The sequence below is a fragment of the Pseudomonas sp. P97.38 genome (genome assembly GCF_001269745.1).
Taxonomy (GTDB): domain Bacteria; phylum Pseudomonadota; class Gammaproteobacteria; order Pseudomonadales; family Pseudomonadaceae; genus Aquipseudomonas; species Aquipseudomonas chlororaphis_E.
In genome coordinates this window covers 186,726-212,242 of record NZ_LHVJ01000024.1, presented here as the reverse complement: position 1 = coordinate 212,242, position 25,517 = coordinate 186,726, and the positions used below count along the sequence as shown (strand labels likewise).

The window sequence follows — 25,517 nt, the reverse complement described above, 5'->3', positions numbered from 1 at the left end:
AGGGCAAATCAAAACGCCCGGCCTGTGAAGGTCGGGCGTTTTTGTTTGCATTGCCACCTATCCAATGTGGGAGCGGGCTTGCCCGCGAATTCGATGGATCAGCCAACATCGATGCTGAATGCCCCACCGCATTCGCGAGCAAGCCCGCTCCCACAGGTTGCTAATCGTGGTCTTCCAGGTATTGGTGCGCCAATTGTTCGGTGGCGGCTTTCACCTGCGGCAGCAAGTGCGCCGCCACCAGCATCATGATCTGGTAGACCACCAGCCGGACCTCGCCCTCGCGAGCGAGAATGCGTTGGTAATCCAGCGAGAACAGCAAGGTCATGGTGATCTGCTCCACCAGTTGCCCCAAGGCCTGGGTATCGCTGACCAGCAGTCCCTGGGCCTTGAGTTGCGCCAGCAGCGACGCGAGGGTGCGCTTGAGGGCGTTGAGCAACTGGCGGATGCCCTTGGCCAGTTTCGGTAGGCGCCCGGCCAGGTTCGACAGGTCCTGGAACAGGAACCGGTACTGGGCCAGGCGCTCGACGATCAGGTGCAGGAACAGCCAGTAGTCCTCCGGCGCCAGCTGCACTTGCGCCGGTGGGTCCAGCAGCGGCGCCAGTTCACCCTGGAATCGCTCGAACAGGCCGAGGACCAGTGGCTCCTTGCCGTGGAAGTGGTAGTAGAGGTTGCCGGGGCTGATGCCCATTTCGTTGGCCACTTCCAGGGTGGAAACGTTCGGCTCGCCCTTTTCGTTGAACAATTGCAGGGCGCATTCAAGGATGCGGTCGCGGGTTTTCATCCAGTCTTCTTAATTGATCAAGTCATGCCATGGCCAGCGGCCGGCCGTGGCGTCAGGGCTTCAGCGCACCCGGACATAGGTGCCGGGGGCCGCCTCCAGGGGCGGATAGTTCGCGTTGCCCAGGGCCATCAGGGTTTCGCGCTGGGCACCGGAGCGTTCCTGGATCCAGCCCAACCATTGCGTCCACCAGCTGCCTTCGACGTGCTGGGCGTCGTAGTACCAGGCCCGAGGATCGCTGCTCAGTTTCGGGCTCTCGATGTAGTTGGCCTTGGGGTTACCCGGTGGGTTGAGGATGCTCTGGACGTGGCCGCTGTTGGACAGCACGAAGCGCCGGTCGCCCCCCAGCAGTAGGGTCGAGCGATACACCGCGTCCCATGGCGTGATGTGGTCGTTTATTCCGCCGACGCTGAAGCTGTCCACCGTCACCTTCTGCAGGTCGATGGGCGTGCCGCACACCTCCAGGCCGCCGGGATGGGTCAGCGGGTTGTGCTTGAAGAAGTCCAGCAGGTCGCCGTGGTAGGCCGCGGGCAGCCGGGTGTGGTCGTTGTTCCAGTAGAGGATGTCGAACGCCGGCGGCTCCTTGCCCAACAGGTAGTTGTTGATGAAGTAACTCCAGATCAGGTCGTTGGGGCGCATCCAGGCGAACACCCGGGCCATGTCGCGACCGTCGAGGATGCCCCTCTGGTAGGAGCGGCGCTTCGCGGCTTCGAGGGTCTGCTCGTCGATGAACAGCGCGGCCGGGCTGTCCATCTGGCTGTCCAGCAGGCTCACCAGGTACGTGGCACTGGCGACCCGGCGCAGCTGGCGCTTGGCTTGCAGGTGGCCTTGCAGGGCGGCGATGGTCATGCCGCCGGCGCACGCACCCATCAGGTTGACCTCGCGGGCGCCGGTGATGGCCCGGCAGACGTTCATGGCTTCTTCCGTGGCCGCGACGTAGCTGGACAGCCCCCATTCCCGGTGGCGGACGTCGGGGTTGCGCCAACTGATGATGAATACCTGCAAGCCGTTCTTCAGGGCGTACTGGACGAAGCTGTTGGAGGGGCTCAGGTCGAAGATGTAGAACTTGTTGATCTGCGGCGGCACGATCAGCAACGGCTTGGCGTACTGTTTTTCGCTCATGGGCCGGTACTGGATCAGTTCCAGCAGGTCGTTGCGAAACACCACCGAGCCGGGCGTGGTGGCCAGGGTCTTGCCGACCTCGAAGGCGTGGGGCGTGCTTTGCCGTGGCAAGCCGTCGTTGTGCAGCAGGTCGTCCACCAGGTGGCTGATCCCGCGGACCAGGCTGCCGCCGCCGGAGTTGAACAGCTCCTTGACCGCCAGCGGGTTGAGCAAGGTATTGGACGGCGACACGGCGTCGTTGAGCAGGGCGAAGGCGAAGTGGGCGCGGGCCTGGTCATCCGGGTCCATGGTGCTCTCGTCGATCCAGCTCTTGACCTGTTTTTGCCAGCTCAGGTACGCCTGCAGGCTGCGCCGATAGAACGGATTGAGCTGCCAGGTGGGATCGGCGAAGCGCGGGTCGTTGGGGTTGGCGGCGTGCAGGGTTTCACCCAGCAACACGCGTCCCAGCTGGCCACCGAGCCGCAACGCATGCCGGGCGCTGTGCACCGGGTTGCGCAGGCCGTGGGCGGCCACGTTGCGCAAGGTGGACAGCAAGTCCCTGCCACGCAAGCCGGTGACCGCGCTCTGGGCGTTGATGAAGCTGGCAGGGGCGGGCATGGAATCCTTTGCCGGCTTGTCGCGCATGAGTCAACTCCTTCGTCATCAGGCTAAAAACAAACGCACCGAACCAGACAACATAGACGCTGTTTCGGGTAGTTGCGCGATCCGGCGTCCTGCCAGGCGCTAATGGGCCGCGTCAGCCGCCCAGCGGCGACGGATGCGGATGCATCACCGCGCGCTGACGTTCCTCCTGCAGGAACTTCATGATGATTGGCGCCACCGCCTCGGCCCGGGTGATCAGGAACAGATGGCCGTCATCGATGATGTGCAACTGGGCGTTGGGGATGCGCCAGGCCAGCATGCGCATGTTGATCAGTGGGATCAGCGGGTCGTCGTCGCCGGCCAGCACCAGGGTCGGCTGGTGGATCTTGTGCAGCCAGTGGATGCTGGTCCAGCCGAGGCCGGCGAACAGTTGCCAGTAATACCCCAGCTTGCCGGCCGAGCGCACCTTGGCCGCGTGGCTGGCCGCCAGCCCCGGGTCGCGACGGAACGAGCCGCCATAGATCAGCGGGGCAATGCGCATCACATGGGAGGGCTGCACGTAGCGCCGGGGGCTGGCCATCATCCATAGCACTTTCGGTTTGCCCGGCACCATCACCGCGCCGGCCGCCGTGGCCGCCAGCACCAGTTTCTTGCAGCGCTCGGGGTAGTCGTAGGCGAACTGCTGGGCCAGTGCGCCTCCCCAGGACACGCCAATCGCGTTGACCTGGCCATAGTCGAGGTAATCGAGCATCCGCGCGGTGAGTTTTGCCAGGCCCGGAAACCGATACGGTCGGCTGGGCGTCGATGAACCGCCGACACCCGGCACATCGAAGGCGATGACTTCCAGGTCCGGGTCCAGGGCCTGGATGAACGGGAACACCAGCTCAAGGTTGGCGCCAATGCCATTGAAGATCAGCAGGGGCGTCAAGTGAGGCTTGCCGGGACGTACCGCGGTGCGCAAGGTCTGGCCATCCAGATCGACGGTACGGAAGATGTACGGTTGCGGCATGCTTCAAGCCCTGTGGGTTATGTCCGGGTTCCTGTGATCGATCGGTAGACCGAGTCGCGGCCTTCGCGAGCAAGCCCGCTCCCACAAGGGAGCGGTGTGAACCTGAACTTCAGCTTCACCATCGATCCAACTGTGGGAGCGGGCTTGCTCGCGAAGACGGCCTTGCATCCAACCTCAATGTCGGCCGTCGGCGTGCGTTCGTGAGCCAGTCCACCCTTGTTCCGGACGAGTTGCATCCATTACCGCTCATGCACATAAGTGCCGGGCGCCGCTTCGCCGGCCACATACGTCTTGTTGCCCAGTACGGTGGGCGCCTTTTTCAGTTTGCCCGAGCGTTCGGCCTGCCAGGCTTGCCAGTGCAGCCACCAGGAGTCGGTGTGCTTGGTGGAGTTCTCCTGCCAGTCCTCGGCCTTGGCCGGCAGGTCATCGCCGGTCATGTAGCGCGCCTTCGGGTTGCCCGGTGGGTTGAGGATGCTCTGGATGTGGCCGCTGCTCGACAGCACGAACTCCACCTTGCCGCCAAACAACTGGGCCGACTTGTAGCAGGACTTCCACGGGGTGATGTGATCGTTGGTGCCGGCCAGGGCGAAGATGTCGGCCGTGACCTGCTTGAGGTCGATGGGGGTGCCGCACACTTCCAGTGCGTTGGGCCGGGTCAGCGGGTTGCTCTTGAACATCTCGATCAGGTCGCCGTGGAACGCCGCCGGCAAGCGCGTGGTGTCGTTGTTCCAGAACAGGATGTCGAACACGGGCGGTTCGTTGCCCAGCAGGTAGTTGTTGACCCAGTAGTTCCAGATCAGGTCGTTGGGGCGCATCCAGGCGAAGACCTTGGCCATGTCGCGACCTTCGAGCACGCCGGCCTGGTAGGAATGGCGCTTGGCCGTTTCCAGGGTCTGCTCGTCGACGAACAGCGCCACGTCGGTGTCCAGGGTGGTGTCGAGCACGCTCACCAGCAGGGTCATGGCGTTGACCTTCTTCTCGCCGAGGGCCGCGTAGTGGCCCAGCAGCGCGGTGCAGGTGATGCCGCCCGAGCAGGCGCCGAGCATGTTCACGTCCTTGCTGCCGGTGATGGCCGTGACCACGTCCACCGCTTCCTTGAGCGCCTCGATGTAGGTTGAAAGGCCCCACTCGCGCTGTTCCTTGGTGGGGTTGCGCCAACTGATGATGAACGTCTGCACGTTGCTGCGCAGGCAGAAGCGCGCCAGGCTCTTGTCCGGGCTCAGGTCGAATACGTAGAACTTGTTGATCTGCGGCGGGACCACCAGCAGCGGCCGCTCATGGACCTGCTCGGTGATGGGGCGGTATTGGATCAGCTCCAGCACGTCGTTGCGAAACACCACCGCGCCTTCGGTCACGCCCAGGCTCTTGCCGACCTCGAACGCGCCCATGTTGACCTGGCTCGGCATCCCGCCGTTGTGCACCAGGTCCTTGGCCAGGTGGGACAAGCCGTCCAGCAGGCTCTTGCCGCCGGTTTCGAAGAAGCGCTTGACCGCGGCGGGGTTGGCCGCCGAGTTGGTCGGCGACATGGCTTCGGTCATCAGGTTGATCACGAAATGCCCGCGGCTGATGTCCTGGGGCGCGAGGTTGCTGTCGTCGATCCAGGCGTGCAATTCCTTGCGCCAGGCCAGGTAGGTTTGCATGTAGCGTTTGTAGAGAGGGTTCTGGCTCCAGGCCGGATCGTTGAAGCGACGGTCGTCGCTGGCCGGTTGCAACTCGGATTTGCCGAACAGGACGTTCTTGAGCTCGGCACCGAAGTGGGCGACGTGCTTGGCGCTGTGCAACGGTTGCTTGAGGGTCTGGGTCAGCACCATTCGAGCAGAGGCCAGCAGGTCTTTCCTGCGCAGGCCGACGACAGGATTCAACCCCAGGGTATTTTCCGAGGCCTGGTACTTCAGGTCATCGTTGTTCTTGTTGCTCATCTACGACGCTCCATTGTCAGACGAGTACCGGCGCCGTGCCGCAAGCCACAGCCAATACCAGTACGCTGCTCGGGTGACCGTTAATTCCGCATCGTGACCAATGAGGAAACATGTGCAAGGGAACTCGCCCGTTCCTTTGCAGGGAACTTGCCAGCTCCATTGGTTACCCGAGTTTAATTTTTTTCGCAAGCAGGCCAGTCATTGACCTCGCCGGGCGGACATTCAAGCAGATGAGTCTAGAAAATTCGCCCTAAAGCGCCAGCCCTTGAGCTAGAGCATCAGCTTGACGACGCAAGTGTTCGGGTCGCGGGTTTTTCCGGCGGCCTTGAGTTCGCCAAGATAATCGTTCCACAGGTCTTCCTGGCGCACCGCCAACTGGTAGAGGTAGTCCCAGGTGAACAGTCCGCTGTCATGGCCGTCGTCGAAGGTCAGTTTTAGTGCGTACTGGCCGGCCGGCTCGATCTTGGTCAGGCCGACGCCGAGCTTGCCGTATTGCAGGATGGGCTTGCCGTGGCCCTGGACCTCGGCGGAAGGCGAGTGCACCCGCAGGAACTCGGCGCTCAGGTGGTACTCCTCATCCGGCGCGTATTTCAGCGTCAGGGTCTTGGAGGCTTTGTGCAGGTTGATGGCGGTGGGGAGTTTGGTCATACAAGCAGCTTACAAGCTACAAGCTACAAGCTACAAGCTACAAGCTACAAGCTACAAGCTACAAGCTGGAGGTGACCTGCTTGCAGCTCGCAGCTTGAGGCTCGAAGCTCTAGAGGATATACCGCGACAGGTCTTCGTTCTGCGCCAGTTCGCCCAGGTGGCTGTTGACGTACTCGGCATCGATCAGGATCGGCGCTTCGTCGTGGGTGCTGGCCAGGTCGCCGGCGCTGAACGACACTTCCTCGAGCAAGCGCTCGAGCAGGGTGTGCAGGCGACGGGCACCGATGTTCTCGGTCTTCTCGTTGACCTGCCAGGCAATCTGCGCCAGGCGCTTGATGCCTTCGGGCGTGAACTCGATGTTCAGGCCTTCGGTCTTGAGCAGCGCGCAATACTGTTCCGTCAGGGACGCATGAGGCTCGCTGAGGATGCGTTCGAAGTCTTCCGGCGACAGTGCCTTGAGCTCGACACGAATCGGCAGGCGGCCTTGCAGTTCAGGCACCAGGTCGCTTGGCTTGCTCAGGTGGAACGCACCGGAGGCAATGAACAGGATGTGGTCGGTCTTGACCATGCCCAGCTTGGTGTTGACCGTGCAGCCCTCGATCAGCGGCAGCAGGTCGCGCTGCACACCTTCGCGGGACACATCGGCGCCGCCGACGTTGCCGCGCTTGGCCACCTTGTCGATCTCGTCGATGAACACGATACCGTGCTGCTCGACGGCCTCCAGGGCCTTGGCCTTCAACTCTTCTTCGTTGACCAGGCGGCTGGCCTCTTCCTCGCGCACCAGCTTGAGCGCTTCCTTGACCTTGAGCTTGCGGCTTTTCTTCTTGCCCTTGCCCATGTTGGCGAACAGGCTCTGCAACTGGTTGGTCATCTCTTCCATGCCCGGCGGCGCGGAAATGTCGACGCCGACCATTTCGGCCACTTCGATCTCGATTTCCTTGTCGTCCAACTGGCCCTCACGCAGGCGCTTGCGGAACAGTTGGCGGGTATTGGAATCCTGGGTCGCGGCGGAATCGGCATTGAAGCCCATGCGCGCCGGCGGCAGCAGCGCGTCGAGGATGCGCTCTTCGGCGGCGTCTTCGGCGCGGTGGCGGACCTTGGTGATCTCCTGTTCGCGCAAAAGCTTGATCGCGGCGTCGGCCAGGTCGCGGATGATCGATTCGACATCGCGGCCGACGTAGCCGACTTCAGTGAACTTGGTCGCCTCGACCTTGATGAACGGTGCATTGGCGAGCTTGGCCAGGCGGCGGGCGATTTCGGTTTTACCGACGCCGGTCGGGCCGATCATCAGGATGTTCTTGGGCGTCACTTCGACACGCAGCTCTTCAGGCAGCTGCATGCGGCGCCAGCGGTTGCGCAGGGCGATGGCGACGGCGCGCTTGGCATCGTCCTGGCCGATGATATGGCGGTTGAGTTCGTGGACGATTTCGCGGGGAGTCATGGACATAGTAATTGGCGGTCCTCAAGCAGAAATGAGCCGTGGCACGGGGCCGGGACAGGCTTATTCCGCGAGATCCTGCTCCTCAATGGTTTGGGTGTGGTTGGTGAAGACACAGATGTCGCCGGCAATGCCCAGGGCAGTCTCGACGATTTCGCGCGCCGACAGGTCGGTTTTTTTCAACAGGGCGCTGGCTGCCGCCTGGGCGTAGGCCCCACCGGAACCCATGGCGATGAGGCCGTCCTCGGGCTCGACGACGTCGCCGTTGCCGGTGATGATCAGCGAAGCGTCCTTGTTGGCGACCGCGAGCATGGCTTCGAGGCGGCTCAGGGAACGGTCGGTGCGCCATTCCTTGGCCAGTTCCACGGCGGCGCGGATCAGGTGGCCCTGGTGTTTTTCAAGCTGGCCTTCGAAACGTTCGAACAGGGTGAAGGCGTCGGCGGTGGCCCCGGCGAAGCCGGCGATGACCTGGCCGTGATACAGGCGGCGGACTTTCTTCGCGTTGCCTTTCATCACGGTGTTGCCCAGTGAAACCTGGCCGTCGCCGCCCATGACGACTTTGCCATGACGGCGGACTGAAACGATGGTGGTCAAGGGAAGAGTCTCCACGCAGCGGGGCGAAAATGCCCGGATGGAACTCATATGGGGGTGAGGTGGGGTTTTTCAACTGCGGGGTGAGGCAATGGACGAGTGGTGCGGTGGATGCTCAGCGCTCCTGTGGCGAGGGGATTTATCCCCGTTGGGCCGCGCAGCGGCCCCAAAGCTTGTCATCGGAGTGTCAGGCTAATTGCTTCAAGCTTTTGGGGCTGCTGCGCAGCCCAGCGGGGATAAATCCCCTCGCCACAGAGGTTGGTGTCGCCTGGTTCAGCGGCTCTGGCGTTGTTGTAACAACAGGTTGCTAAACCCGCTGCCAGCCAGTTGCTTCTGAGCCTTGGTCAGTTCTTCCCGGTTGCTGTACGGGCCTACCAATACCCGGTACCAGGTCTCGTCCTTCACGGTCCCCGATTCCACCGACACGGACTGGCCCAGCAGGATGATCTGCGCCCGGACCTTGTCGGCGTCGGCTTCCTTGCGGAACGAGCCGGCCTGCAGGAAGAACTTGGTCACCGGCGCGGCTTTCTGCACGGGCGGGGCCGGCGGTGGCGTGATGCCGGCCAGTGCCGCCTGGGCGCGAGCGGTGTCGATCTTTGCCGCTTCGGCCGGGGTCACCGGCGTAGTCGGCACTTGCGGCGTCGGCAGGGTTTTTTCCGGCACGGCGTCTGGCGGCACGATGACTTCCGATTCCGGCAGCAAGGTGTAGAAGTCGTATTTCGGCTTCACCGGTTGCGTCGGGCTCGGCGGGGTCTTGTTGGCCTCGGCGATGCGCGTGGCTTTCTGCTGCTCCTGGCGGACGCGCTTGACGTCATCGCCCTGGCCCGGCTCCAGCTTCATCAGGAACACAATGAACGCGCCGACGCTCAGGCCGATGGCCATCCACAACCAGCCTGGAATCGGCTTCTTGGCAGGAGGCTGGTAACGACTGGCGCCGCGTTTGGGTGCAGGTTTTTTCTTGGCGGCCAACTTACATGCGCTCCAGGGTTTCCAGGCCCAGCAATTCCAGGCCTTGCTTGAGCGTACGCCCGGTCAGCGCGGCGAGGCGCAGGCGGCTCTGCATTTGCTCCGGGGTCTGTGCGCTGAGGATCGGACAGTTCTCGTAGAAGCTGGAGAACAACCCGGCCACATCGTACAGGTAGGCGCACAGGGTGTGGGGCGTGCCCTTGTCGGCGACGTTGTTCAGCACTTCGCCGAACTGCGCCAGTTTCGCCGCCAGCTCCTGTTCGTGGGCGGCTTCAAGCACGATGCGGCCGTCCACTTCCTCGAAGCGTTTGCCCAGCTTGCGGAACACGCCGGCCACGCGGGTATAGGCGTAAAGCAGGTACGGCGCGGTGTTGCCTTCGAAGTTGAGCATCAGGTCGAAGTTGAAGCTGTAGTCGCTGGTGCGGTGCTTGGACAGGTCGGCGTATTTCACCGCATCGATGCCCACGACCTTGGCGATCTTGCGCAGCTCGTCTTCGGCCAGGTCCGGGTTCTTGCCCTTGACCAGTGTGTAGGCACGGTCCTGGGCTTCGGTCAGCAGGTCGATCAGCTTCACCGTGCCGCCATCGCGGGTCTTGAATGGGCGGCCGTCGGCGCCGTTCATGGTGCCGAAGCCCATGTGCTCCATCTCCATCGGGCGGGTCACGAAGCCGGCCTGGCGCGCCACTTCGAACACCTGCTGGAAGTGCAGTGCCTGGCGTTGGTCGACGAAGTACAGGACCCGATCGGCCTCGAGCACGCGGTTGCGATAGCGCACGGCGGCGAGGTCAGTGGTGGCGTAGAGATAGCCGCCGTCGGCCTTGACGATGATCACCGGCAGCGGTTCGCCGTCGGCGGTCTTGAACTGGTCGAGGAACACGCACTGGGCGCCGTTGCTTTCCACCAGCATGCCCTTGGCCCGCAGGTCGTTGACCACGTTGATCAGGTCATCGTTGTAGGCGCTTTCGCCCATCACGTCGGCCATGGTCAGTTTGACGTTCAGCAGTTCGTAGATTTTCTGACAGTGGGACAGGGAAATGTCCTTGAACCGGGTCCACAGCGCCAGGCACTCGGCATCGCCGGCCTGCAATTTGACCACCAGGCCACGGGCGCGGTCGGCGAATTCCGGCGACTCATCGAAGCGTTGCTTGGCGGCGCGGTAGAAGTTTTCCAAGTCCGACAGCTCATCGCTGGTGATGGGGTTTTCCTGCAGGTAGGCCATCAGCATGCCGAACTGGGTGCCCCAGTCGCCGACGTGGTTCTGGCGGATCACCGTGTCGCCGAGAAACTCCAGGACCCGGGCCACGCCGTCGCCAATGATGGTCGAGCGCAGGTGGCCGACGTGCATTTCCTTGGCGAGGTTGGGGGCCGACAGGTCGACCACGGTGCGCTGCAGCGGGCCGGCCTTGCGCACGCCGATGCGTTCGTCGGCCAGGGCGGCGTCCAGGCGCGAGGCCAGGGCCTGGGTGTTCTGGAAGAAGTTGATGAAGCCGGGGCCGGCAATGTCGGCCTTGCTGACGTTTTCATCGGCCGGCAGTGCGGCGATGATTTTCTCCGCCAGGTCCCGCGGTTTCATGCCGGCCGGCTTGGCCAGCATCATCGCGATGTTGCTGGCGAAATCGCCATGGGTCTTGTCGCGGGTGTTTTCGACCTGAATCGCCGGCGACAGGCCTTCTGGCAACACACCTTCAGTGACGAGTCGGGCGATGGCTTGCTGGATGAGCTGGCGAATGGTGTCTTTCATGGTCTTCTCTATCAACCGCAGGCGCGGCGGCGCTTCGAGGCGCAGGTGGAAAAACTGGGCATTATCCGTGGCCCAGGCGAGCTTGCCAACTGTAGCGGGTCGGTTGGGGCTGTGTGGTGACTATTCTTGCTGGCCTGGATGCACTCGGTCCACCTGTGGGAGCGGGCTTGCTCGCGAAAGCGGCGGCACAGCCAACATCACCACAACTGACCCACCGCTTTCGCGAGCAAGCCCGCTCCCACAGGGGGCAAAGCTTGCGATCTGCTCAATCAATACAAATCCACCGGGTCCACATCCAATGACCAGCGCACCGCGCGCCCACTCGGCATCTGCTCCAGCGCCAGCAACCAGGCACTCAACAGGCGGTGCAGCGGCGCCCGGGCGTTGGCCTGCAAAAGGAGCTGGGCCCGGTAGCGCCCGGCCCGCCGTTCCATCGGAGCGGGCACCGGGCCCAATAGTTCGATCCCGGTGAGATTCTGCTGCGCCAGCAGGTGCTCCGCCTCGCTGCAGGCTTCGTCGAGGAAGCCTTCGGCCTGCCCGGGCTTGTGGGCTTCGGCGCGCAACAGCGCGAGGTGGGCGAACGGCGGCAGGCCGGCACTGCGCCGTTCGCTCAAGGCTTGTTCAGCGAAGGCGAAGTAGCCTTGTTCGGTCAGTTGGATCAGCAGCGGATGGTCCGCCAGGTGCGTCTGGATGATGACCTTGCCTGGCTCTTCCGCCCGCCCGGCGCGCCCGGCGACCTGGACAATCAACTGTGCCATGCGCTCGCTGGCGCGAAAATCACCGGAGAACAGCCCGCCATCGGCATCGAGGATCGACACCAGGGTCACCCGTGGAAAGTGGTGGCCTTTGGCAAGCATCTGCGTGCCTACCAAAATGCACGGCTGGCCCTTCTGGATCGTGGCGAACAATTGATTCATCGCGTCCTTGCGCGACGTGCTGTCGCGATCCACCCGCAGTACCGGGTAATCGGGAAACAGGATGCCCAGGCGTTCCTCGGCGCGTTCGGTGCCGGCGCCCACCGGACGCAAGTCCACCCGGCCGCACTGCGGGCAATGCCGGGGCACCCGTTCGCAGTGGCCGCAATGATGACAACGCAGTTCGCCAGAGCGCTGGTGCACGGTCATTCGCGCGTCGCAGCGCTCACAGCCGGACATCCAGCCGCAGTCGTGGCACAGCAGCGTCGGGGCGAACCCGCGGCGGTTGAGGAACACCAAAACCTGCTGGCCGGCGGCAAGCGTTTGGCCGATGGCTTGCTGCATGGGGCCGGAAATACCGCTGTCCAGCGGACGGCTTTTCACGTCCAGGCGCAGGAAACGCGGCTGTTTGGCGCCGCCGGCCCGTTCGTTCAGGCGCAGCAGGCCGTAGCGGCCGGTGTAGGCGTTGTGCAGGCTTTCCAGGGACGGCGTCGCGGAACCGAGGACAATCGGGATGTTTTCCTGGCGGGCGCGTACCAGCGCCAGGTCGCGGGCGTGGTAGCGCAGGCCTTCCTGCTGTTTATAGGAGCCGTCGTGTTCTTCGTCGATGATGATCAGGCCGGGGTTTTTCATCGGCGTGAACAGGGCCGAGCGGGTGCCGATGATGATGTCGGCCTCGCCATCCCGGGCGGCGAGCCACGCGTCCAGGCGTTCGCGGTCATTGACCGCCGAGTGCACCAGGGCGATCCGGGCGTTGAAGCGTTGCTCGAAGCGCGCCAGGGTTTGCGGGCCGAGATTGATTTCCGGAATCAGCACCAGGGCCTGCTTGCCGGCTTCAAGGGCCTGGCGGATCAGTTGCAGATAGACCTCGGTCTTGCCGCTGCCGGTGACGCCCGCCAGGAGAAAGGCATGGTAGCTGTCGAAGCCTGCGCGGATCGCCTCGCAAGCGGCCCGTTGCTCGGTGTTGAGCGGCAGTTCCGGCTGGGCTAGCCAGTGCTCATGGCGCAGGCCCGGGGCATGCCGGCGAACGTCTACCTGGACCAGGTCCTTGGCCAGCAACAGGTCGAGGCTGTCCTTGCTGAGCATCAGTTTGCTCAGCAATTGATGCGCCACGCCGTGGGGGTGCTGGGCCAGGGTCGCCAAGGCCTCGCGCTGGCGCGGCGCGCGGGCGATGCGTGGATCGTCCAGGCTCGCGCCCGGCGCCACCGACCAGAACCGCTCCTGGCGCGCCTCGGCCGGCTCACCCTGGCGCAACAGCACCGGCAATGCCCAGCTCAAGGTATCGCCGAGGCTGTGCTGGTAATACTGGGCAGTCCACAGGCACAGCTTGAACAGCGAGGCCGGCAGCGGCGGCGTGGCGTCGAGCAGCGCCAGGGCCGGCTTGAGCTTGTCGGCCGGTACTTCGCTGTGGTCGGTGACCTCCACCAGGATCCCGATCATCTCCCGTCGGCCGAACGGCACCCGCAGGCGCATGCCCGGCTGCAACTGGGCGCGCGGGACCCCGGCCGGAGCGCGGTAGTCGAACAGGCGGCGCAGGGGCGAAGGCAGGGCAAGGCGCAGAATGGCGTTGGGCACGCGGGAGGGTCTCGATACGTAGGCAGTTAGAGAATCTTGCACATGTGGGAGCGGGCTTGCTCGCGAATGCAGTGTGCCAGTCGACAATAATGTGTCTGATACGCCGCATTCGCGAGCAAGCCCGCTCCCACAGGGATTTGTGTTTGAGGCGGCGAGCCTAGCAGACGGTTGGTACAAGGCATAGCTTGCGTGATTGGCGATGTCTGGTAGAATCCGCGGCCTAATTACGTGCGGTATTCAACAATAGTGTTGGGTGGCGGCACGCTAGCCTGAGGAAACACCATGAAAACCGATATCCACCCGGAATACCCAGAAATTGCCGTGACTTGCAGCTGCGGCAACAAGTTCGAAACCCGTTCGACCTACGGCAAAGCCCTGGCGATCGACGTTTGCAACGAATGCCACCCGTTCTACACCGGTAAGCAAAAGACTCTGGATACCGGCGGCCGCGTTCAGAAGTTCGCCGATCGTTTCGGCGCTTTCGGCGCTACCAAAAAGGCCTGAGGCTGATCATTTTGGAGGTTCGTCTCGACGGCTCCAGACTGATGAAAAAGGCGTCCCTTGCGGGCGCCTTTTTTGTGTCCGCGATTTGGCTGGGGCAAGCCCAGGCGTTCTGTCCGGCACCGGCGGGCCTTGCCCAGGCGACGGTCCAGCGCGTGGTGGACGGCGACACCCTGCGCCTGAGCGATGGCCGCCATGTACGCATGATCGGCCTCAACAGCCCCGAGCTGGGGCGGCAGGGGCGTTCCGACGAGCCCTTTGCCGTGGCGGCCCGGCGTCGGCTCGAAGCCCTGGTGGCCGCCAGCGATGGGCGCGTGGCCTTGCAGCCCGGCAAGGAAGGCAAGGACCGCTACGGCCGTACCCTGGCCCATGTCTACGGGGCCGATGGCCAGAACCTTGAAGCGCAGTTGCTCGCCGAAGGCTTGGGGTTCTACGTGGCGGTGGCGCCGAATGTGGACCTTGTGGCCTGCCAGCGTGCGGCCGAACGCCAGGCGCGTGAGGCAGGACTTGGCCTGTGGAAGCGCTCGCCGGTGCTCAAGCCACAGCAAATCCAGGCGCCGGGCTTCGCCGTACTGAGCGGACGGGTGAGTGATGTCAGGCGCAATCGCGGCGGGATTTGGATCGAATTGCAGGATTCGGTTGTGCTGCGCGTTGCACCCAATCTGCTGGGGCAATTCGACACGGCGAGCCTTGAACGGCTCAAGGGCCGACAGGTCGAGGCGCGGGGCTGGGTGGTCGACCGTTCACGACGGGGCGGGCGCGAGCCCGGACAAGCCCGTTGGATGCTGCCGCTGACCGATCCGACCATGCTGAGCGTGACGACCGAATAAAAATTGTAGACATTTTTCGCGCTTATTGTATGCAGCTAGCCCTTATGTTTCGCGGCTCTTGGCCCAAAGTCGTAGGGCAGGGCGCTTGACAGGGGTGACCGGTCAGTCTTGTAGGGACTTTGCGAGGCGCGTATCCTCGGCGGTCCGTCTGTCCAACACAGTAAAAAGCGGAATGCCCACATGTCTGATCTGAAAACTGCCGCTCTCGAATATCACGCTAATCCTCGTCCAGGGAAGCTGAGTGTCGAGCTCACCAAGGCCACCGCTACTGCCCGCGACCTGTCGCTGGCCTACAGCCCCGGCGTAGCCGAACCAGTGCGCGAGATCGCCCGCGACCCTGAACTGGCCTACAAGTACACCGGCAAGGGCAACCTGGTTGCAGTCATTTCCGATGGCACCGCGATTCTCGGCCTGGGTGACCTGGGGCCACTGGCTTCCAAGCCGGTCATGGAAGGCAAGGGCGTGCTGTTCAAGCGCTTCGCCGGTATCGACGTGTTCGACATCGAAGTCGACTCCGAGAGCCCGCAAGCCTTCATCGACACCGTCAAGCGTATCTCCATCACCTTCGGCGGCATCAACCTGGAAGACATCAAGGCGCCTGAGTGCTTTGAGATCGAACGCACCCTGATCGAACAGTGCGACATTCCGGTGTTCCACGACGACCAGCACGGCACCGCCATCGTGACCGCGGCCGGCATGATCAATGCCCTGGAAATCGCCGGCAAGACCCTGCCGGAAGCCAAGATCGTCTGCCTGGGCGCTGGCGCTGCCGCCATCTCCTGCATGAAGTTGCTGGTGAGCATGGGCGCGAAGATCGAAAACATCTTCATGGTCGACCGTACCGGCGTGATCCACTCCGGCCGCGACGACCTGAACCAGTACAAGGCCGTGTTCGCCCACGCCACCGACAAGCGCACCCTGGCTGAAGCGCTGGACGGTGCCGACGTTTTCGTCGGTCTGTCCGGTCCTAACCTGCTGAGCCCGGAAAACCTGCTGCGCATGGCGCCGAACCCGATCGTGTTCGCCTGCTCCAACCCGGATCCGGAAATCTCCCCGGAGCTGGCCCACGCGACTCGTAGCGACGTAATCATGGCCACCGGCCGTTCGGACTACCCGAACCAGGTCAACAACGTATTGGGCTTCCCGTTCATTTTCCGCGGTGCCCTGGACGTTCGCGCCAAGCGCATCAACGAAGAGATGAAAGTCGCGGCGGCCAACGCCCTGCGCGAACTGGCCAAGCTGCCCGTACCTCAGGAAGTGTGCGACGCCTACGGCGGCATCAAGCTGGAATTCGGTCGTGAGTACATCATTCCGAAACCTATGGATGCTCGCCTGATCACCCTGATCTCCGACGCCGTGGCCAAGGCTGCGATCGAGACGGGCGTGGCGACCCTGCCGTATCCGAAGAACTACCCGCTCAAGAGCGTGGATGACGTGTTCAACGGTTAACAGCAGTCGCTCATAAAAAAACCTGGCCTCGGCCAGGTTTTTTTATGAGCTTCGAGCGGCAAGCTTCAAGCTGCAAGTAGAGGCGAAGCCTACCGTGCTTGCTTTGGCCTTTACTTGAAGCTTGCGGCTCGCCGCTGCTTTCCTAGAACAGATCGATAGGCGCCGCTTCGTCCGCCGGCAGCGGGCTGCCCGGTGCAACGCCATTGCCCAGTTCGTTGACCGACGGCGGGGTGTCTTCGCTCTTGAACAGCTCGAAGTAGGCCCCCGGGGTGCCCGGGGTGGCGGCACGGCCGCTGACCGGGTCGACGCGCAGGCTGAGGATGCCTTCGGGTTCCGGTTGGGTGTGGGGCGGCTTGTCCTTCAGGGCGGCGCCCATGTAGCTCATCCAGATCGGCAACGCCACGGTGCCGCCGAACTCGCGGCGACCGAGGCTTTCCGGCTGGTCGAAACCAGTCCAGACGGTGGTCACGTAATCGGCGTTGTAGCCGGAGAACCAGGCGTCCTTGGACTCGTTGGTGGTGCCGGTCTTGCCCGCCAGGTCGGTACGCCCCAGGGCCAAGGCGCGACGGCCAGTGCCGAGCTTAATCACGTCCTGCAGCATGCTGTTGAGGATGTAGGTGGTGCGTCCGTCGACGATGCGCTCGGCGACGGCCGGTGCTTGCGGCACCCCTGGGGCGGTCGTGGCTTCGCCCGGCAGGGCGTTGACCGTGAACGTCTCGGTGGACGGAGCGGCCAGTCCATCACTGGCCTGCTCGCCCGTGGGCACGCGTGGCGGGTTAGCCACGAACAGCGTCTCGCCGTTGCGGCTCTCGATCTTGTCGATGATGTACGGCGTGATCTTGTACCCGCCGTTGGCGAAGGTGCTCCAGCCCGTGGCGATTTCCATCGGGGTCAGGGTCGCGGTGCCCAGGGCCAGGGACAGGTTGCGTGGCAGGTCCTGCTTGTTGAAGCCGAACTTGCTGATGTAGTCGATGGTGCGGTCCACGCCGAGCGCTTGCAGCAAGCGGATCGACACCAGGTTGCGCGACTTGTACAGCGCTTCGCGCAGGCGGATCGGCCCGAGGAACGTGTTGGTGTCGTTCTTCGGCCGCCAGACCTTGTCCAGGTACTCGTCGACGAACACGATCGGCGCATCGTTCACCAGGCTGGCGGCGGTGTAGCCGTTATCCAGGGCAGCGCTGTAGACGAACGGCTTGAAGCTCGAACCCGGCTGGCGCTTGGCCTGCAATGCGCGGTTGTAATTGCTCTGCTCGAACGCGAAGCCCCCCACCAGCGAACGGATGGCACCGTCCTGTGGGTCGAGGGACACCAGCGCGCCCTGGGCGGCCGGGATCTGGCTGAACTTGAGGGTATTGTCCGCCTGGCGCTGCACCCGGATCAGGTCGCCGACCTGGGCCACGTCCGACGGCTGGCGAGGGTTGGCGCCCATGCTGTTGGTGTTCAGGAACGGCCGGGCCCATTTCATGCTGTCCCAGCCGACATGCTCTTGCTGCTCGCCGTTGCGGGTCAGGACTTTGAGCCCGTCCTTGTCCACCGAGGTGACGATGGCCGGCTCCAGGCCGCTGATGGTGCGTTGCTTGGTCAGCTCCAGGGCCCAGGCTTCCTGGGTCTTGCCGGGCAAGCGCGATTCCGGGCCGCGGTAGCCGTGGCGCTGATCGTAGGTCATCAGGCCTTCGTGCAGGGCGGTGTTGGCCATTTCCTGCAAGTTGCTGGGCACCGTGGTGGTGACGCGGAAGCCTTCGGTATAGGCGTCGCTGCCATAGCGGCCGACCATTTCGGCACGGGTCATCTCGGCGATGTAGGGCGCGTTCACCTCGGGGGTCGGCACGTGATAGCTGGCGTTCAAGGGCTCGTTGATCGCGGCGGTGTAGTCGCTTTCGCTGATCTTGCCGAGCTTGTACATGCGCCCCAGGATCCAGTCGCGCCGCTCCTTGCTGCGTGCCGGGTTGGCCAGTGGGTTGAAGCGCGACGGGGCCTTGGGCAGGCCGGCGATCATCGCCATCTGCGCCAGGCTCACATCGCGGATCGACTTGCCGTAGTACACCTGCGCCGCCGCCTCGATGCCGTAGGCGCGGTTACCCAGGTAGATCTTGTTCACATACAGCTCGAGGATCTCGTCCTTGGTCAACTGCCGCTCGATCTGCAAGGCCAGGAGGATCTCGGTGGTCTTGCGCGAGAAGCTGCGCTCGCTGGTCAGGAAGAAGTTCTTGGCCACCTGCATGGTGATGGTGCTGCCGCCGGACTGGATGTGTCCGCTCTTGACCAGTTGGCTGGCGGCGCGCATCAGGCTGCCGGGATCGACGCCGTAGTGGTTGGCGAAATTGTCGTCTTCAGCACTTAGTAACGCATTGATGAAATTGGGGGGAATGTCGGCGAAACGAATCGGTGTGCGGCGCATTTCGCCAAATTCGGCGATCAACTTGTTGTCGCTGCTGTAGACCCGCAGGGGAATCTGCAACTGAATACTTCTCAGAGCCTCCACGGACGGCAAACCCGGACTAAGGTAAAGAAACGCACCGCTCAGACCCAGGAGCAGTCCGCAGAAAACGGCGATGATGGACCATCCGAAAAATTTCAGCAGACGAATCAAGGCTTTTGGATATCCAGGCAAAGAATGAAAAAGGCGCCAGGTGCAGGGAAGGCCCCGTGCTTGCAACAAAGCGAAAAAAACGCTGGGCATTATAAGCATTTTTTTTCGCCAGGAATGCCATCCGGACGTCCGTCGGACCGGAGTGATTGAACGCAACGCATATTAGAGAGTCCGTAACTCACGGATAGTCATAGGGAATTGGTAGTGCTACGACTCTTCAATAAAAAAACCCATGCACTTCTGGGGATCGACATCAGTTCAACGTCGGTGAAGCTGCTGGAGTTGAGCCGCCAGGGCGAGCGCTACCGCGTCGAGTCCTACGCGGTGGAACCGCTGCCGGCCAATGCCGTGGTCGAGAAGAACATCGCCGAGCTCGAAGGCGTGGGCCTGGCGTTGTCGCGGGTTCTGGTCAAGGCCCGGACGCCCGTGCGCAGCGTGGCGGTGGCCGTGGCGGGGTCGGCGGTGATCACCAAGACCATCGAGATGGACGCCGGCCTGTCCGACGACGACATGGAAAACCAGCTCAAGATCGAGGCCGACCAATACATTCCCTATCCGTTGGATGAAGTGGCCATCGACTTCGAGGTCCAGGGCGTGTCGCCGCGCAGTGACGAGCGGGTCGAAGTGCTGCTGGCGGCCTGTCGCAAGGAAAACGTCGAGGTCCGCGAGGCCGCGCTGGCGCTGGCCGGGCTGACGGCCCGGGTGGTGGACGTGGAGGCCTATGCGCTGGAACGTTCGTTCGGCCTGCTCGCCACGCAACTGGCCGCCTCCCAGGAGCGCCTGACCGTGGCGGTGGTCGACATCGGCGCGACCATGACCACCCTCAGCGTCCTGCACAACGGGCGCATCATCTATACCCGCGAACAATTGTTCGGTGGCCGCCAACTCACCGAGGAAATCCAGCGCCGCTATGGCCTGACGCCCGAGCAAGCCGGCCTGGCGAAGAAGCAGGGCGGCCTGCCCGACGATTATGTCGGCGAGGTGCTGCAACCCTTTCGCGAGGCGCTGGTGCAGCAGGTGTCGCGTTCCTTGCAGTTTTTCTTCGCCTCGGGCCAGTACAGCGCGGTGGACCATATCCTGCTGGCCGGCGGCACGGCCTCGGTCACCGGTCTGGACCGACTGATCGAACAGCGCCTGGGCACGCCGACCCAGGTGGCCAACCCGTTCACCAACATGGCCCTGAGCAGCAAGGTCAATGCCGGTGCGCTGGCCAGTGACGCGCCGGCACTCATGATCGCGTGCGGGCTGGCCCTCAGGAGTTTCGACTGATGGCGCGGATCAACCTCCTTCCCTGGCGCGAGGAACTGCGCGAGGAACGGCGCAAGCGTTTCCTGCTGGCGTTGGTCGGTGCGCTGGTCGGCGCGGTCGGCGTGACGCTGATTGCCGTGCAATACATCGACAGCGCCATCGACCATCAGGTGGCCCGCAACACCCATCTTTCGGAACAGATCGCCGTGCTGGACGAGCGCATCAAACAGATCGGCGACCTCAAGGCCCGTCGCCAGCAGTTGCTGGAACGCATGCGCATCATCCAGGACCTGCAAGGCAACCGGCCCGTCAGCGGGCGCATCTTCGACCAATTGACCAGGACCCTGCCGGACGGGGTTTACTTCACCGAAGTGAAGATGGAAGACGGCACGCTTTCCATCAAGGGGGCCGCCGAGTCCAACAACCGGGTCTCGGACCTGATGCGCAACCTGGATTCATCGGACCTGTTCGATACCCCCAGCCTGACCGAGGTCAAGGCCACCACGGCCGGTCAGCTTGACCAGGCCAACGTTTTCCAGCTGACGGTCCGCCAGACCCGTCCAGTCGATGCGGAGGACGCCCAATGAAGCCGGGGGAATGGCTGGAGGCCCTGCGCAAAGTCGATTTGCGCGAGCTCGACACCAATAACGTCGGTTCCTGGCCGGCACCGATCAAATGGCTGGCGGGCATCCTGCTGGTGGCCATGGTGCTGGGGTTGGGCTACAACTTTGCCTTGAGTGACCTGGAGAACCAGCTGCAGCAGGTGCGCGAGGAAGAAAACACCCTCAAGGAACAATTCGCGGGCAAGGCCCACATGGCGGCGAACCTTGAGCGTTACACCGAGCAGATGAAGCAGATGGAAGCGTCTTTCGGCGTGCTGTTGCGGCAGTTGCCCAGCGACACCGAAGTGCCGGGCCTGCTGGAAGACATCACTCGCACCGGCCTGGGCAGCGGCCTGGAGTTCGAGGAAATCAAGCTGCTGCCGGAAGTCACCCAGCCGTTCTACATTGAGTTGCCGATCCAGATCACCGTCACCGGCGGCTACCATGACCTGGCGACATTCGTCAGCGGCGTGGCCGGGTTGCCCCGGATCGTCACGCTGCACGATTTCGAGATCGCGCCCATGGAGCCCGAGGCGGGCGCCAAGCTGCGCATGAGCATCCAGGCCAAGACCTACCGCTATAACGAGCAGGAGGCGCAGCCATGAGCACGGCGTCTCGCGTTTGCCTGCTGGCGGGCCTGCTGGCATTGACGGGCTGCAACAACGACGACGGTTTCAGCGACCTGGATGCCTACATGAACGAAGTGCGCCTGCGTCCGCCCGGAAAGATCGAGCCGACGCCGACGTTCAAGCCTGCGCAAACCTTCACCTACAGCGCCGCCAACCTGCGCAGCCCGTTTTCCCGACAGATCCGGGTGGACCAGGCGGGTCGCCAGCAGGGCTCGCGCAACGTCCGGCCCGATCCCAACCGGGTCAAGCAGTACCTGGAAGGCTTCAATATCGAGCAATTCGAAATGGTCGGCACGATCTCCAATGCCAGCGGTTCCTTCGCGCTGCTGCGCGGCGCCAGCGGGGTGCATCGGCTAAAGGTTGGTGACTACCTGGGGCGCAACGACGGACGGATCGTCGCCATTACCGCCACTGAGGTCGATGTGATCGAAATCGTTCCCGATGGCGAGGGCGCCTGGCTGGAGCGACCACGGACCATTCCCTTGAAAGAGCACTCATTAGTGGAAACCCAACAATGAACAGGATTTTTTCAGCCTTTGGTGTTTCGCTAGGGATAGCGCTCTTATCACCGATGGTTCATGGGGCCGGCCTGAAGACCCTGGACGTGGCGGCGCTGCCGGGCGACCGCGTCGAATTGAAACTCTCCTTCGACGGGCCGCCGCCGACGCCGCGGGGCTACACCACCGAACAGCCGGCGCGGATCGCCCTGGACCTGCCGGGCGTCACCAATCAACTGGCGAGCAAGAGCCATGACCTGGGCGGCGGCAATGCCCGCAGCGCCACCGTGGTCGAAGCAGGGGATCGCACCCGGCTGATCATAGGGCTGACTCAGTTGGCGCCGTATAACACCCGTATCGAGGGTAACAACCTGTTCGTGGTGGTGGGCAAGGGCGCGGTTCCTGCGATAACCCCTGCGACAGCCCCCGCGCCGGCCGCCGCGGCGCCGCGCCCGGCGCTGGCCAGTGCGGCCCCGGTGAAGGCCCGCGCGCCGGCGGGCAAGGCGATTCGCGGGGTGGACTTCCAGCGCGGCACCCAGGGCGAGGGCAATGTCGTGATCGACTTGTCCGACCCCGCCATCGCGCCGGATATCCAGGAGCGTGAAGGCAAGATCATCCTCAATTTCGCCCGCACACAGCTGCCCGAACCCCTGCGGGTGCGCCTGGATGTGAAGGATTTCGCCACCCCGGTGCAGTTCGTCAATGCCAGTGCCGGCACCGACCGGGCGACGATCAGCATCGAGCCCAGTGGCACCTTCGATTATTCGACCTACCAGACCGACAACAAGCTCACCGTCAGCGTCCGGCCCATGACTGTCGAGGACTTGCAGAAACGCAATGCCGATCGCGCCGCCTACAGTGGTGAAAAGCTTTCCCTCAACTTCCAGGACATCGAGGTGCGCTCGGTCCTGCAACTGATTGCCGATTTCACCAACCTGAACCTGGTGGCGAGCGACACGGTGCAGGGTGGCATCACCCTGCGGTTGCAGAATGTGCCGTGGGACCAGGCGCTGGACCTGGTGCTCAAGACCAAGGGCCTGGACAAGCGCAAGGTCGGCAACGTGCTGCTGGTGGCGCCGGCCGACGAGATTGCGGCGCGTGAGCGCCAGGAGCTCGAATCCCAGAAGCAGATTGCCGACCTGGCGCCGCTGCGCCGGGAGCTGCTGCAGGTCAACTACGCCAAGGCCGCGGACATCGCCAAGCTGTTCCAGTCGGTGACCAGCGCCGAGGCCAAAGCCGATGAGCGTGGCACGATCACCGTCGATGAGCGCACCAACAACATCATTGCCTACCAGACCCAGGACCGGCTCGACGAGCTGCGTCGGATCGTCGCGCAGTTGGATATCCCGGTGCGCCAGGTAATGATTGAGGCCCGGATCGTGGAGGCCAACGTCGACTACGACAAGAACCTGGGCGTTCGCTGGGGCGGTTCGATACAGAACCAGGGCAACTGGAACTCTTCCGGGGTCACGTCCGGGACTTCCACGACCATCGGTACGCCGGGGAGTACGGGCACCAACCAGCCGTTCGTCGACATGGGTGTGTCAGGCAACACCTCGGGGATCGGCATTGCGTTCATCACCGACAACGTCCTGCTGGACCTGGAATTGACGGCGATGGAGAAAACCGGCAACGGCGAAATCGTTTCCCAGCCCAAGGTCGTGACCTCCGACAAGGAGACGGCGAAGATCCTCAAGGGCACGGAAATTCCCTACCAGGAAGCCAGCTCCAGTGGTGCTACCTCGGTGTCGTTCAAGGAGGCCTCGCTGTCGCTGGAAGTCACGCCGCAGATCACGCCGGACAACCGCATCATCATGGAGGTCAAGGTCACCAAGGATGAGCCCGACTACCTGAACAAGGTGCAGGATGTACCGCCGATCAAGAAAAACGAGGTCAATGCCAAGGTGCTGGTCAACGACGGCGAGACCATTGTGATTGGCGGGGTTTTCTCGAATACTCAGAGCAAGGTTGTAGATAAGGTGCCATTTCTTGGCGATGTGCCGTATCTTGGCCGCCTTTTCCGGCGTGATGTGGTCTCGGAGAAAAAATCCGAGCTGCTGGTGTTCCTCACTCCGCGTATCATGAACAACCAGGCGATTGCTGTGAGTCGTTGATTCTGTGCGAAATTTGATTCTTGTAGGGCCGATGGGGGCTGGAAAAAGCACCATCGGCCGTTTGCTGGCCAAAGAGCTGCGCCTGCCGTTCAAAGATTCCGACAAGGAAATTGAATTGCGCACGGGCGCCAATATCCCATGGATCTTCGACAAGGAAGGCGAACCGGGCTTTCGTGACCGTGAGCAGGCGATGATCGCCGAGCTGTGCGCGTTCGAGGGCGTGGTGCTGGCCACCGGTGGCGGCGCGGTCATGCGCGAAGCCAATCGTCGGGCGCTGCATGCCGGCGGACGGGTGGTCTACCTGCACGCGTCGGTCGAACAGCAGGTCGGTCGCACGGCACGCGACCGAAACCGGCCGTTGTTGCGCACCGCCGATCCGGCCAAGACCCTGCGCGACCTGCTGGAGTTGCGTGATCCGCTGTACCGGGAGATCGCCGACCTGGTGGTGGAAACCGATGAACGGCCGCCGCGGATGGTGGTGCTGGACATCCTTGAGCGCTTGCAGCAACTGCCTCCCCGTTAATGCGCCTGGCGAAATGCGCTATCCTCGACGTCCCGTCGTGGCCCGCTTGGGGCGTGGCGTATGGCCATTGGGCGGCGTCGTATCACCGTGGACTTTCGTTAATTGCAGGCAGGACGCCTGATTCCATCTTCACTGTGGGGACACATGCAGACACTTAAGGTCGACCTGGGCGAGCGCAGCTACCCGATTCACATTGGCGAAGGTTTGCTGGACCAGCCTGAACTGCTGGCGCCGCATATCGCCGGGCGACAAGTGGCGATCATCTCCAACGAAACCGTCGCCCCCCTGTACCTGGAACGCCTGGCTCGCACCTTGTCGGCCTATTCGGTCATTTCCGTGGTACTGCCCGACGGCGAAGCGTTCAAGAACTGGGAAACCCTGCAACTGATCTTCGATGGCCTGCTGAGCGCGCGGCACGACCGCCGCACCACGGTCGTGGCCCTGGGGGGCGGTGTGATCGGCGACATGGCCGGCTTTGCCGCCGCCTGCTACCAGCGCGGCGTCGATTTCATCCAGATCCCTACCACGCTGCTGTCCCAGGTCGACTCCTCGGTGGGCGGCAAGACCGGCATCAACCATCCGCTGGGCAAGAACATGGTCGGTGCGTTCTATCAGCCCAACGTGGTGCTGATCGACACGGCCACCCTCAACACCCTGTCGGCCCGCGAGCTGTCCGCCGGGTTGGCGGAAGTCATCAAGTACGGGCTGATCTGCGACGAGCCGTTCCTGGGCTGGCTCGAAGAGAATGTCGACCGCCTGCGAGCCCTGGATCAGACGGCCCTGACCTACGCCATCGAGCGCTCCTGCGCCGCCAAGGCCGCGGTGGTCGGTGCCGACGAACGGGAGTCGGGCGTGCGTGCCACGCTCAACCTGGGTCACACGTTCGGCCACGCCATCGAAACCCACATGGGCTATGGTGTCTGGCTGCATGGCGAGGCCGTGGCGGCGGGGACGGTCATGGCCCTGGAGATGTCCGCGCGGCTGGGCTGGATCAGCGAGCAGGAGCGTGATCGCGGCATTCGCCTGTTCCAGCGTGCCGGGCTGCCGGTGATCCCGCCCGAGGAAATGACCGAGGCGGATTTCCTCGAACACATGGCAATCGACAAGAAAGTGATCGACGGTCGTCTGCGTCTGGTGCTGCTGCGCCGCATGGGCGAAGCGGTAGTGACCGACGATTATCCGAAAGAGGTTCTACAGGCCACGCTGGGAGCGGACTACCGCGCCCTGGCTCAGCTTAAAGGTTAATAAGAT

General features: G+C 63.3%; 21 protein-coding genes. 10 read left to right on the top strand and 11 right to left on the bottom strand.

Going from position 1 to position 25,517, the window contains the following annotated elements:
- Nucleotides 1-160: 160 nt before the first annotated feature.
- From AD664_RS18890 to AD664_RS18840, 10 genes are all read right to left on the bottom strand, one after another.
- The gene (locus AD664_RS18890; RefSeq protein ID WP_053148544.1) at nucleotides 161-781 is read right to left on the bottom strand and encodes a TetR/AcrR family transcriptional regulator; all 621 of its coding nucleotides are present in this window, start codon (nucleotides 779-781) and stop codon (nucleotides 161-163) included.
- 60 nt (nucleotides 782-841) lie between these two features.
- Nucleotides 842-2,524, bottom strand: coding sequence for a class II poly(R)-hydroxyalkanoic acid synthase (phaC, locus tag AD664_RS18885; protein WP_053148541.1), 1,683 nt, complete (start codon nucleotides 2,522-2,524; stop codon nucleotides 842-844).
- Between the two features lie 112 nt (nucleotides 2,525-2,636).
- A complete protein-coding gene (phaZ, locus tag AD664_RS18880; protein WP_053148538.1) occupies nucleotides 2,637-3,491 on the bottom strand; it encodes a poly(3-hydroxyalkanoate) depolymerase in 855 nt (284 codons plus the stop codon).
- 239 nt (nucleotides 3,492-3,730) lie between these two features.
- Nucleotides 3,731-5,410 carry a class II poly(R)-hydroxyalkanoic acid synthase gene (gene phaC / locus AD664_RS18870; RefSeq protein ID WP_053148532.1) on the bottom strand — a complete coding sequence of 560 codons (1,680 nt, stop codon included), beginning with the start codon at nucleotides 5,408-5,410 and terminating at the stop codon, nucleotides 3,731-3,733.
- A gap of 270 nt (nucleotides 5,411-5,680) precedes the next feature.
- Complete coding sequence (locus AD664_RS18865) at nucleotides 5,681-6,058, bottom strand: gamma-butyrobetaine hydroxylase-like domain-containing protein (protein WP_042730508.1); 378 nt, start codon at nucleotides 6,056-6,058, stop codon at nucleotides 5,681-5,683.
- Between the two features lie 109 nt (nucleotides 6,059-6,167).
- Entirely contained in the window at nucleotides 6,168-7,505 is a 1,338-nt protein-coding gene (gene hslU, locus AD664_RS18860; protein WP_047736137.1) for an ATP-dependent protease ATPase subunit HslU, read from the bottom strand.
- A 54-nt stretch (nucleotides 7,506-7,559) separates the two neighbouring features.
- Nucleotides 7,560-8,090 carry an ATP-dependent protease subunit HslV gene (gene hslV / locus AD664_RS18855; protein WP_007968352.1) on the bottom strand — a complete coding sequence of 177 codons (531 nt, stop codon included), beginning with the start codon at nucleotides 8,088-8,090 and terminating at the stop codon, nucleotides 7,560-7,562.
- Nucleotides 8,091-8,360: 270 nt separating this feature from the next.
- Nucleotides 8,361-9,056: an SPOR domain-containing protein gene (locus AD664_RS18850; RefSeq protein ID WP_042731501.1), complete on the bottom strand. Its 696-nt coding sequence runs from the start codon at nucleotides 9,054-9,056 to the stop codon at nucleotides 8,361-8,363.
- 1 nt (nucleotide 9,057) lies between these two features.
- On the bottom strand, nucleotides 9,058-10,794 hold the full coding sequence (gene argS, locus AD664_RS18845; protein WP_042731500.1) for an arginine--tRNA ligase: 1,737 nt from the start codon (nucleotides 10,792-10,794) through the stop codon (nucleotides 9,058-9,060).
- Nucleotides 10,795-11,063: 269 nt separating this feature from the next.
- The gene (locus AD664_RS18840; protein ID WP_042731499.1) at nucleotides 11,064-13,283 is read right to left on the bottom strand and encodes a primosomal protein N'; all 2,220 of its coding nucleotides are present in this window, start codon (nucleotides 13,281-13,283) and stop codon (nucleotides 11,064-11,066) included.
- 282 nt (nucleotides 13,284-13,565) lie between these two features.
- Here AD664_RS18840 and rpmE point away from each other — a divergent pair, with 282 nt between their 5' ends.
- From rpmE to AD664_RS18825, 3 genes are all read left to right on the top strand, one after another.
- A complete protein-coding gene (gene rpmE, locus AD664_RS18835) occupies nucleotides 13,566-13,787 on the top strand; it encodes a 50S ribosomal protein L31 (protein WP_042731498.1) in 222 nt (73 codons plus the stop codon).
- Between the two features lie 41 nt (nucleotides 13,788-13,828).
- A complete protein-coding gene (locus tag AD664_RS18830; protein WP_053148528.1) occupies nucleotides 13,829-14,614 on the top strand; it encodes a thermonuclease family protein in 786 nt (261 codons plus the stop codon).
- A gap of 180 nt (nucleotides 14,615-14,794) precedes the next feature.
- A complete protein-coding gene (locus tag AD664_RS18825) occupies nucleotides 14,795-16,063 on the top strand; it encodes a malic enzyme-like NAD(P)-binding protein (protein WP_042731496.1) in 1,269 nt (422 codons plus the stop codon).
- Nucleotides 16,064-16,205: 142 nt separating this feature from the next.
- Here AD664_RS18825 and AD664_RS18820 read toward each other — a convergent pair whose 3' ends face one another.
- On the bottom strand, nucleotides 16,206-18,650 hold the full coding sequence (locus AD664_RS18820; RefSeq protein WP_371260972.1) for a penicillin-binding protein 1A: 2,445 nt from the start codon (nucleotides 18,648-18,650) through the stop codon (nucleotides 16,206-16,208).
- 207 nt (nucleotides 18,651-18,857) lie between these two features.
- Between AD664_RS18820 and AD664_RS18815 the strand changes: the two genes are divergently transcribed.
- The 7 genes from AD664_RS18815 (at nucleotide 18,858) to aroB (ending at nucleotide 25,511) form a co-directional block, all read left to right on the top strand.
- Nucleotides 18,858-19,922 carry a pilus assembly protein PilM gene (locus tag AD664_RS18815; protein ID WP_047736134.1) on the top strand — a complete coding sequence of 355 codons (1,065 nt, stop codon included), beginning with the start codon at nucleotides 18,858-18,860 and terminating at the stop codon, nucleotides 19,920-19,922.
- Entirely contained in the window at nucleotides 19,922-20,488 is a 567-nt protein-coding gene (locus AD664_RS18810) for a PilN domain-containing protein (RefSeq protein ID WP_042731989.1), read from the top strand. Before AD664_RS18815 ends, AD664_RS18810 begins: the two co-directional genes overlap by 1 nt.
- On the top strand, nucleotides 20,485-21,108 hold the full coding sequence (gene pilO / locus AD664_RS18805) for a type 4a pilus biogenesis protein PilO (RefSeq protein ID WP_042731988.1): 624 nt from the start codon (nucleotides 20,485-20,487) through the stop codon (nucleotides 21,106-21,108). The genes AD664_RS18810 and pilO overlap by 4 nt, the downstream gene beginning before the upstream one ends.
- Nucleotides 21,105-21,650 carry a pilus assembly protein PilP gene (locus AD664_RS18800; protein ID WP_047736133.1) on the top strand — a complete coding sequence of 182 codons (546 nt, stop codon included), beginning with the start codon at nucleotides 21,105-21,107 and terminating at the stop codon, nucleotides 21,648-21,650. The genes pilO and AD664_RS18800 overlap by 4 nt, the downstream gene beginning before the upstream one ends.
- Entirely contained in the window at nucleotides 21,647-23,743 is a 2,097-nt protein-coding gene (gene pilQ / locus AD664_RS18795; RefSeq protein WP_047736132.1) for a type IV pilus secretin PilQ, read from the top strand. Before AD664_RS18800 ends, pilQ begins: the two co-directional genes overlap by 4 nt.
- Nucleotides 23,744-23,747: 4 nt before the next feature.
- Nucleotides 23,748-24,266 carry a shikimate kinase AroK gene (gene aroK, locus AD664_RS18790; RefSeq protein WP_042731985.1) on the top strand — a complete coding sequence of 173 codons (519 nt, stop codon included), beginning with the start codon at nucleotides 23,748-23,750 and terminating at the stop codon, nucleotides 24,264-24,266.
- A 144-nt stretch (nucleotides 24,267-24,410) separates the two neighbouring features.
- On the top strand, nucleotides 24,411-25,511 hold the full coding sequence (gene aroB / locus AD664_RS18785; protein WP_042731984.1) for a 3-dehydroquinate synthase: 1,101 nt from the start codon (nucleotides 24,411-24,413) through the stop codon (nucleotides 25,509-25,511).
- The last annotated feature ends 6 nt before the right edge of the window (nucleotides 25,512-25,517 follow it).

Coding starts and splice junctions, on each gene's coding strand:
- AD664_RS18890 (WP_053148544.1), bottom strand. CDS start 781: ATGAAAACCCGCGACCGCATCCTTGAATGCGCCCTGCAATTGTTCAAC.
- phaC (WP_053148541.1), bottom strand. CDS start 2,524: ATGCGCGACAAGCCGGCAAAGGATTCCATGCCCGCCCCTGCCAGCTTC.
- phaZ (WP_053148538.1), bottom strand. CDS start 3,491: ATGCCGCAACCGTACATCTTCCGTACCGTCGATCTGGATGGCCAGACC.
- phaC (WP_053148532.1), bottom strand. CDS start 5,410: ATGAGCAACAAGAACAACGATGACCTGAAGTACCAGGCCTCGGAAAAT.
- AD664_RS18865 (WP_042730508.1), bottom strand. CDS start 6,058: ATGACCAAACTCCCCACCGCCATCAACCTGCACAAAGCCTCCAAGACC.
- hslU (WP_047736137.1), bottom strand. CDS start 7,505: ATGTCCATGACTCCCCGCGAAATCGTCCACGAACTCAACCGCCATATC.
- argS (WP_042731500.1), bottom strand. CDS start 10,794: ATGAAAGACACCATTCGCCAGCTCATCCAGCAAGCCATCGCCCGACTC.
- rpmE (WP_042731498.1), top strand. CDS start 13,566: ATGAAAACCGATATCCACCCGGAATACCCAGAAATTGCCGTGACTTGC.
- AD664_RS18830 (WP_053148528.1), top strand. CDS start 13,829: ATGAAAAAGGCGTCCCTTGCGGGCGCCTTTTTTGTGTCCGCGATTTGG.
- AD664_RS18825 (WP_042731496.1), top strand. CDS start 14,795: ATGTCTGATCTGAAAACTGCCGCTCTCGAATATCACGCTAATCCTCGT.
- AD664_RS18810 (WP_042731989.1), top strand. CDS start 19,922: ATGGCGCGGATCAACCTCCTTCCCTGGCGCGAGGAACTGCGCGAGGAA.
- pilO (WP_042731988.1), top strand. CDS start 20,485: ATGAAGCCGGGGGAATGGCTGGAGGCCCTGCGCAAAGTCGATTTGCGC.
- AD664_RS18800 (WP_047736133.1), top strand. CDS start 21,105: ATGAGCACGGCGTCTCGCGTTTGCCTGCTGGCGGGCCTGCTGGCATTG.
- pilQ (WP_047736132.1), top strand. CDS start 21,647: ATGAACAGGATTTTTTCAGCCTTTGGTGTTTCGCTAGGGATAGCGCTC.
- aroB (WP_042731984.1), top strand. CDS start 24,411: ATGCAGACACTTAAGGTCGACCTGGGCGAGCGCAGCTACCCGATTCAC.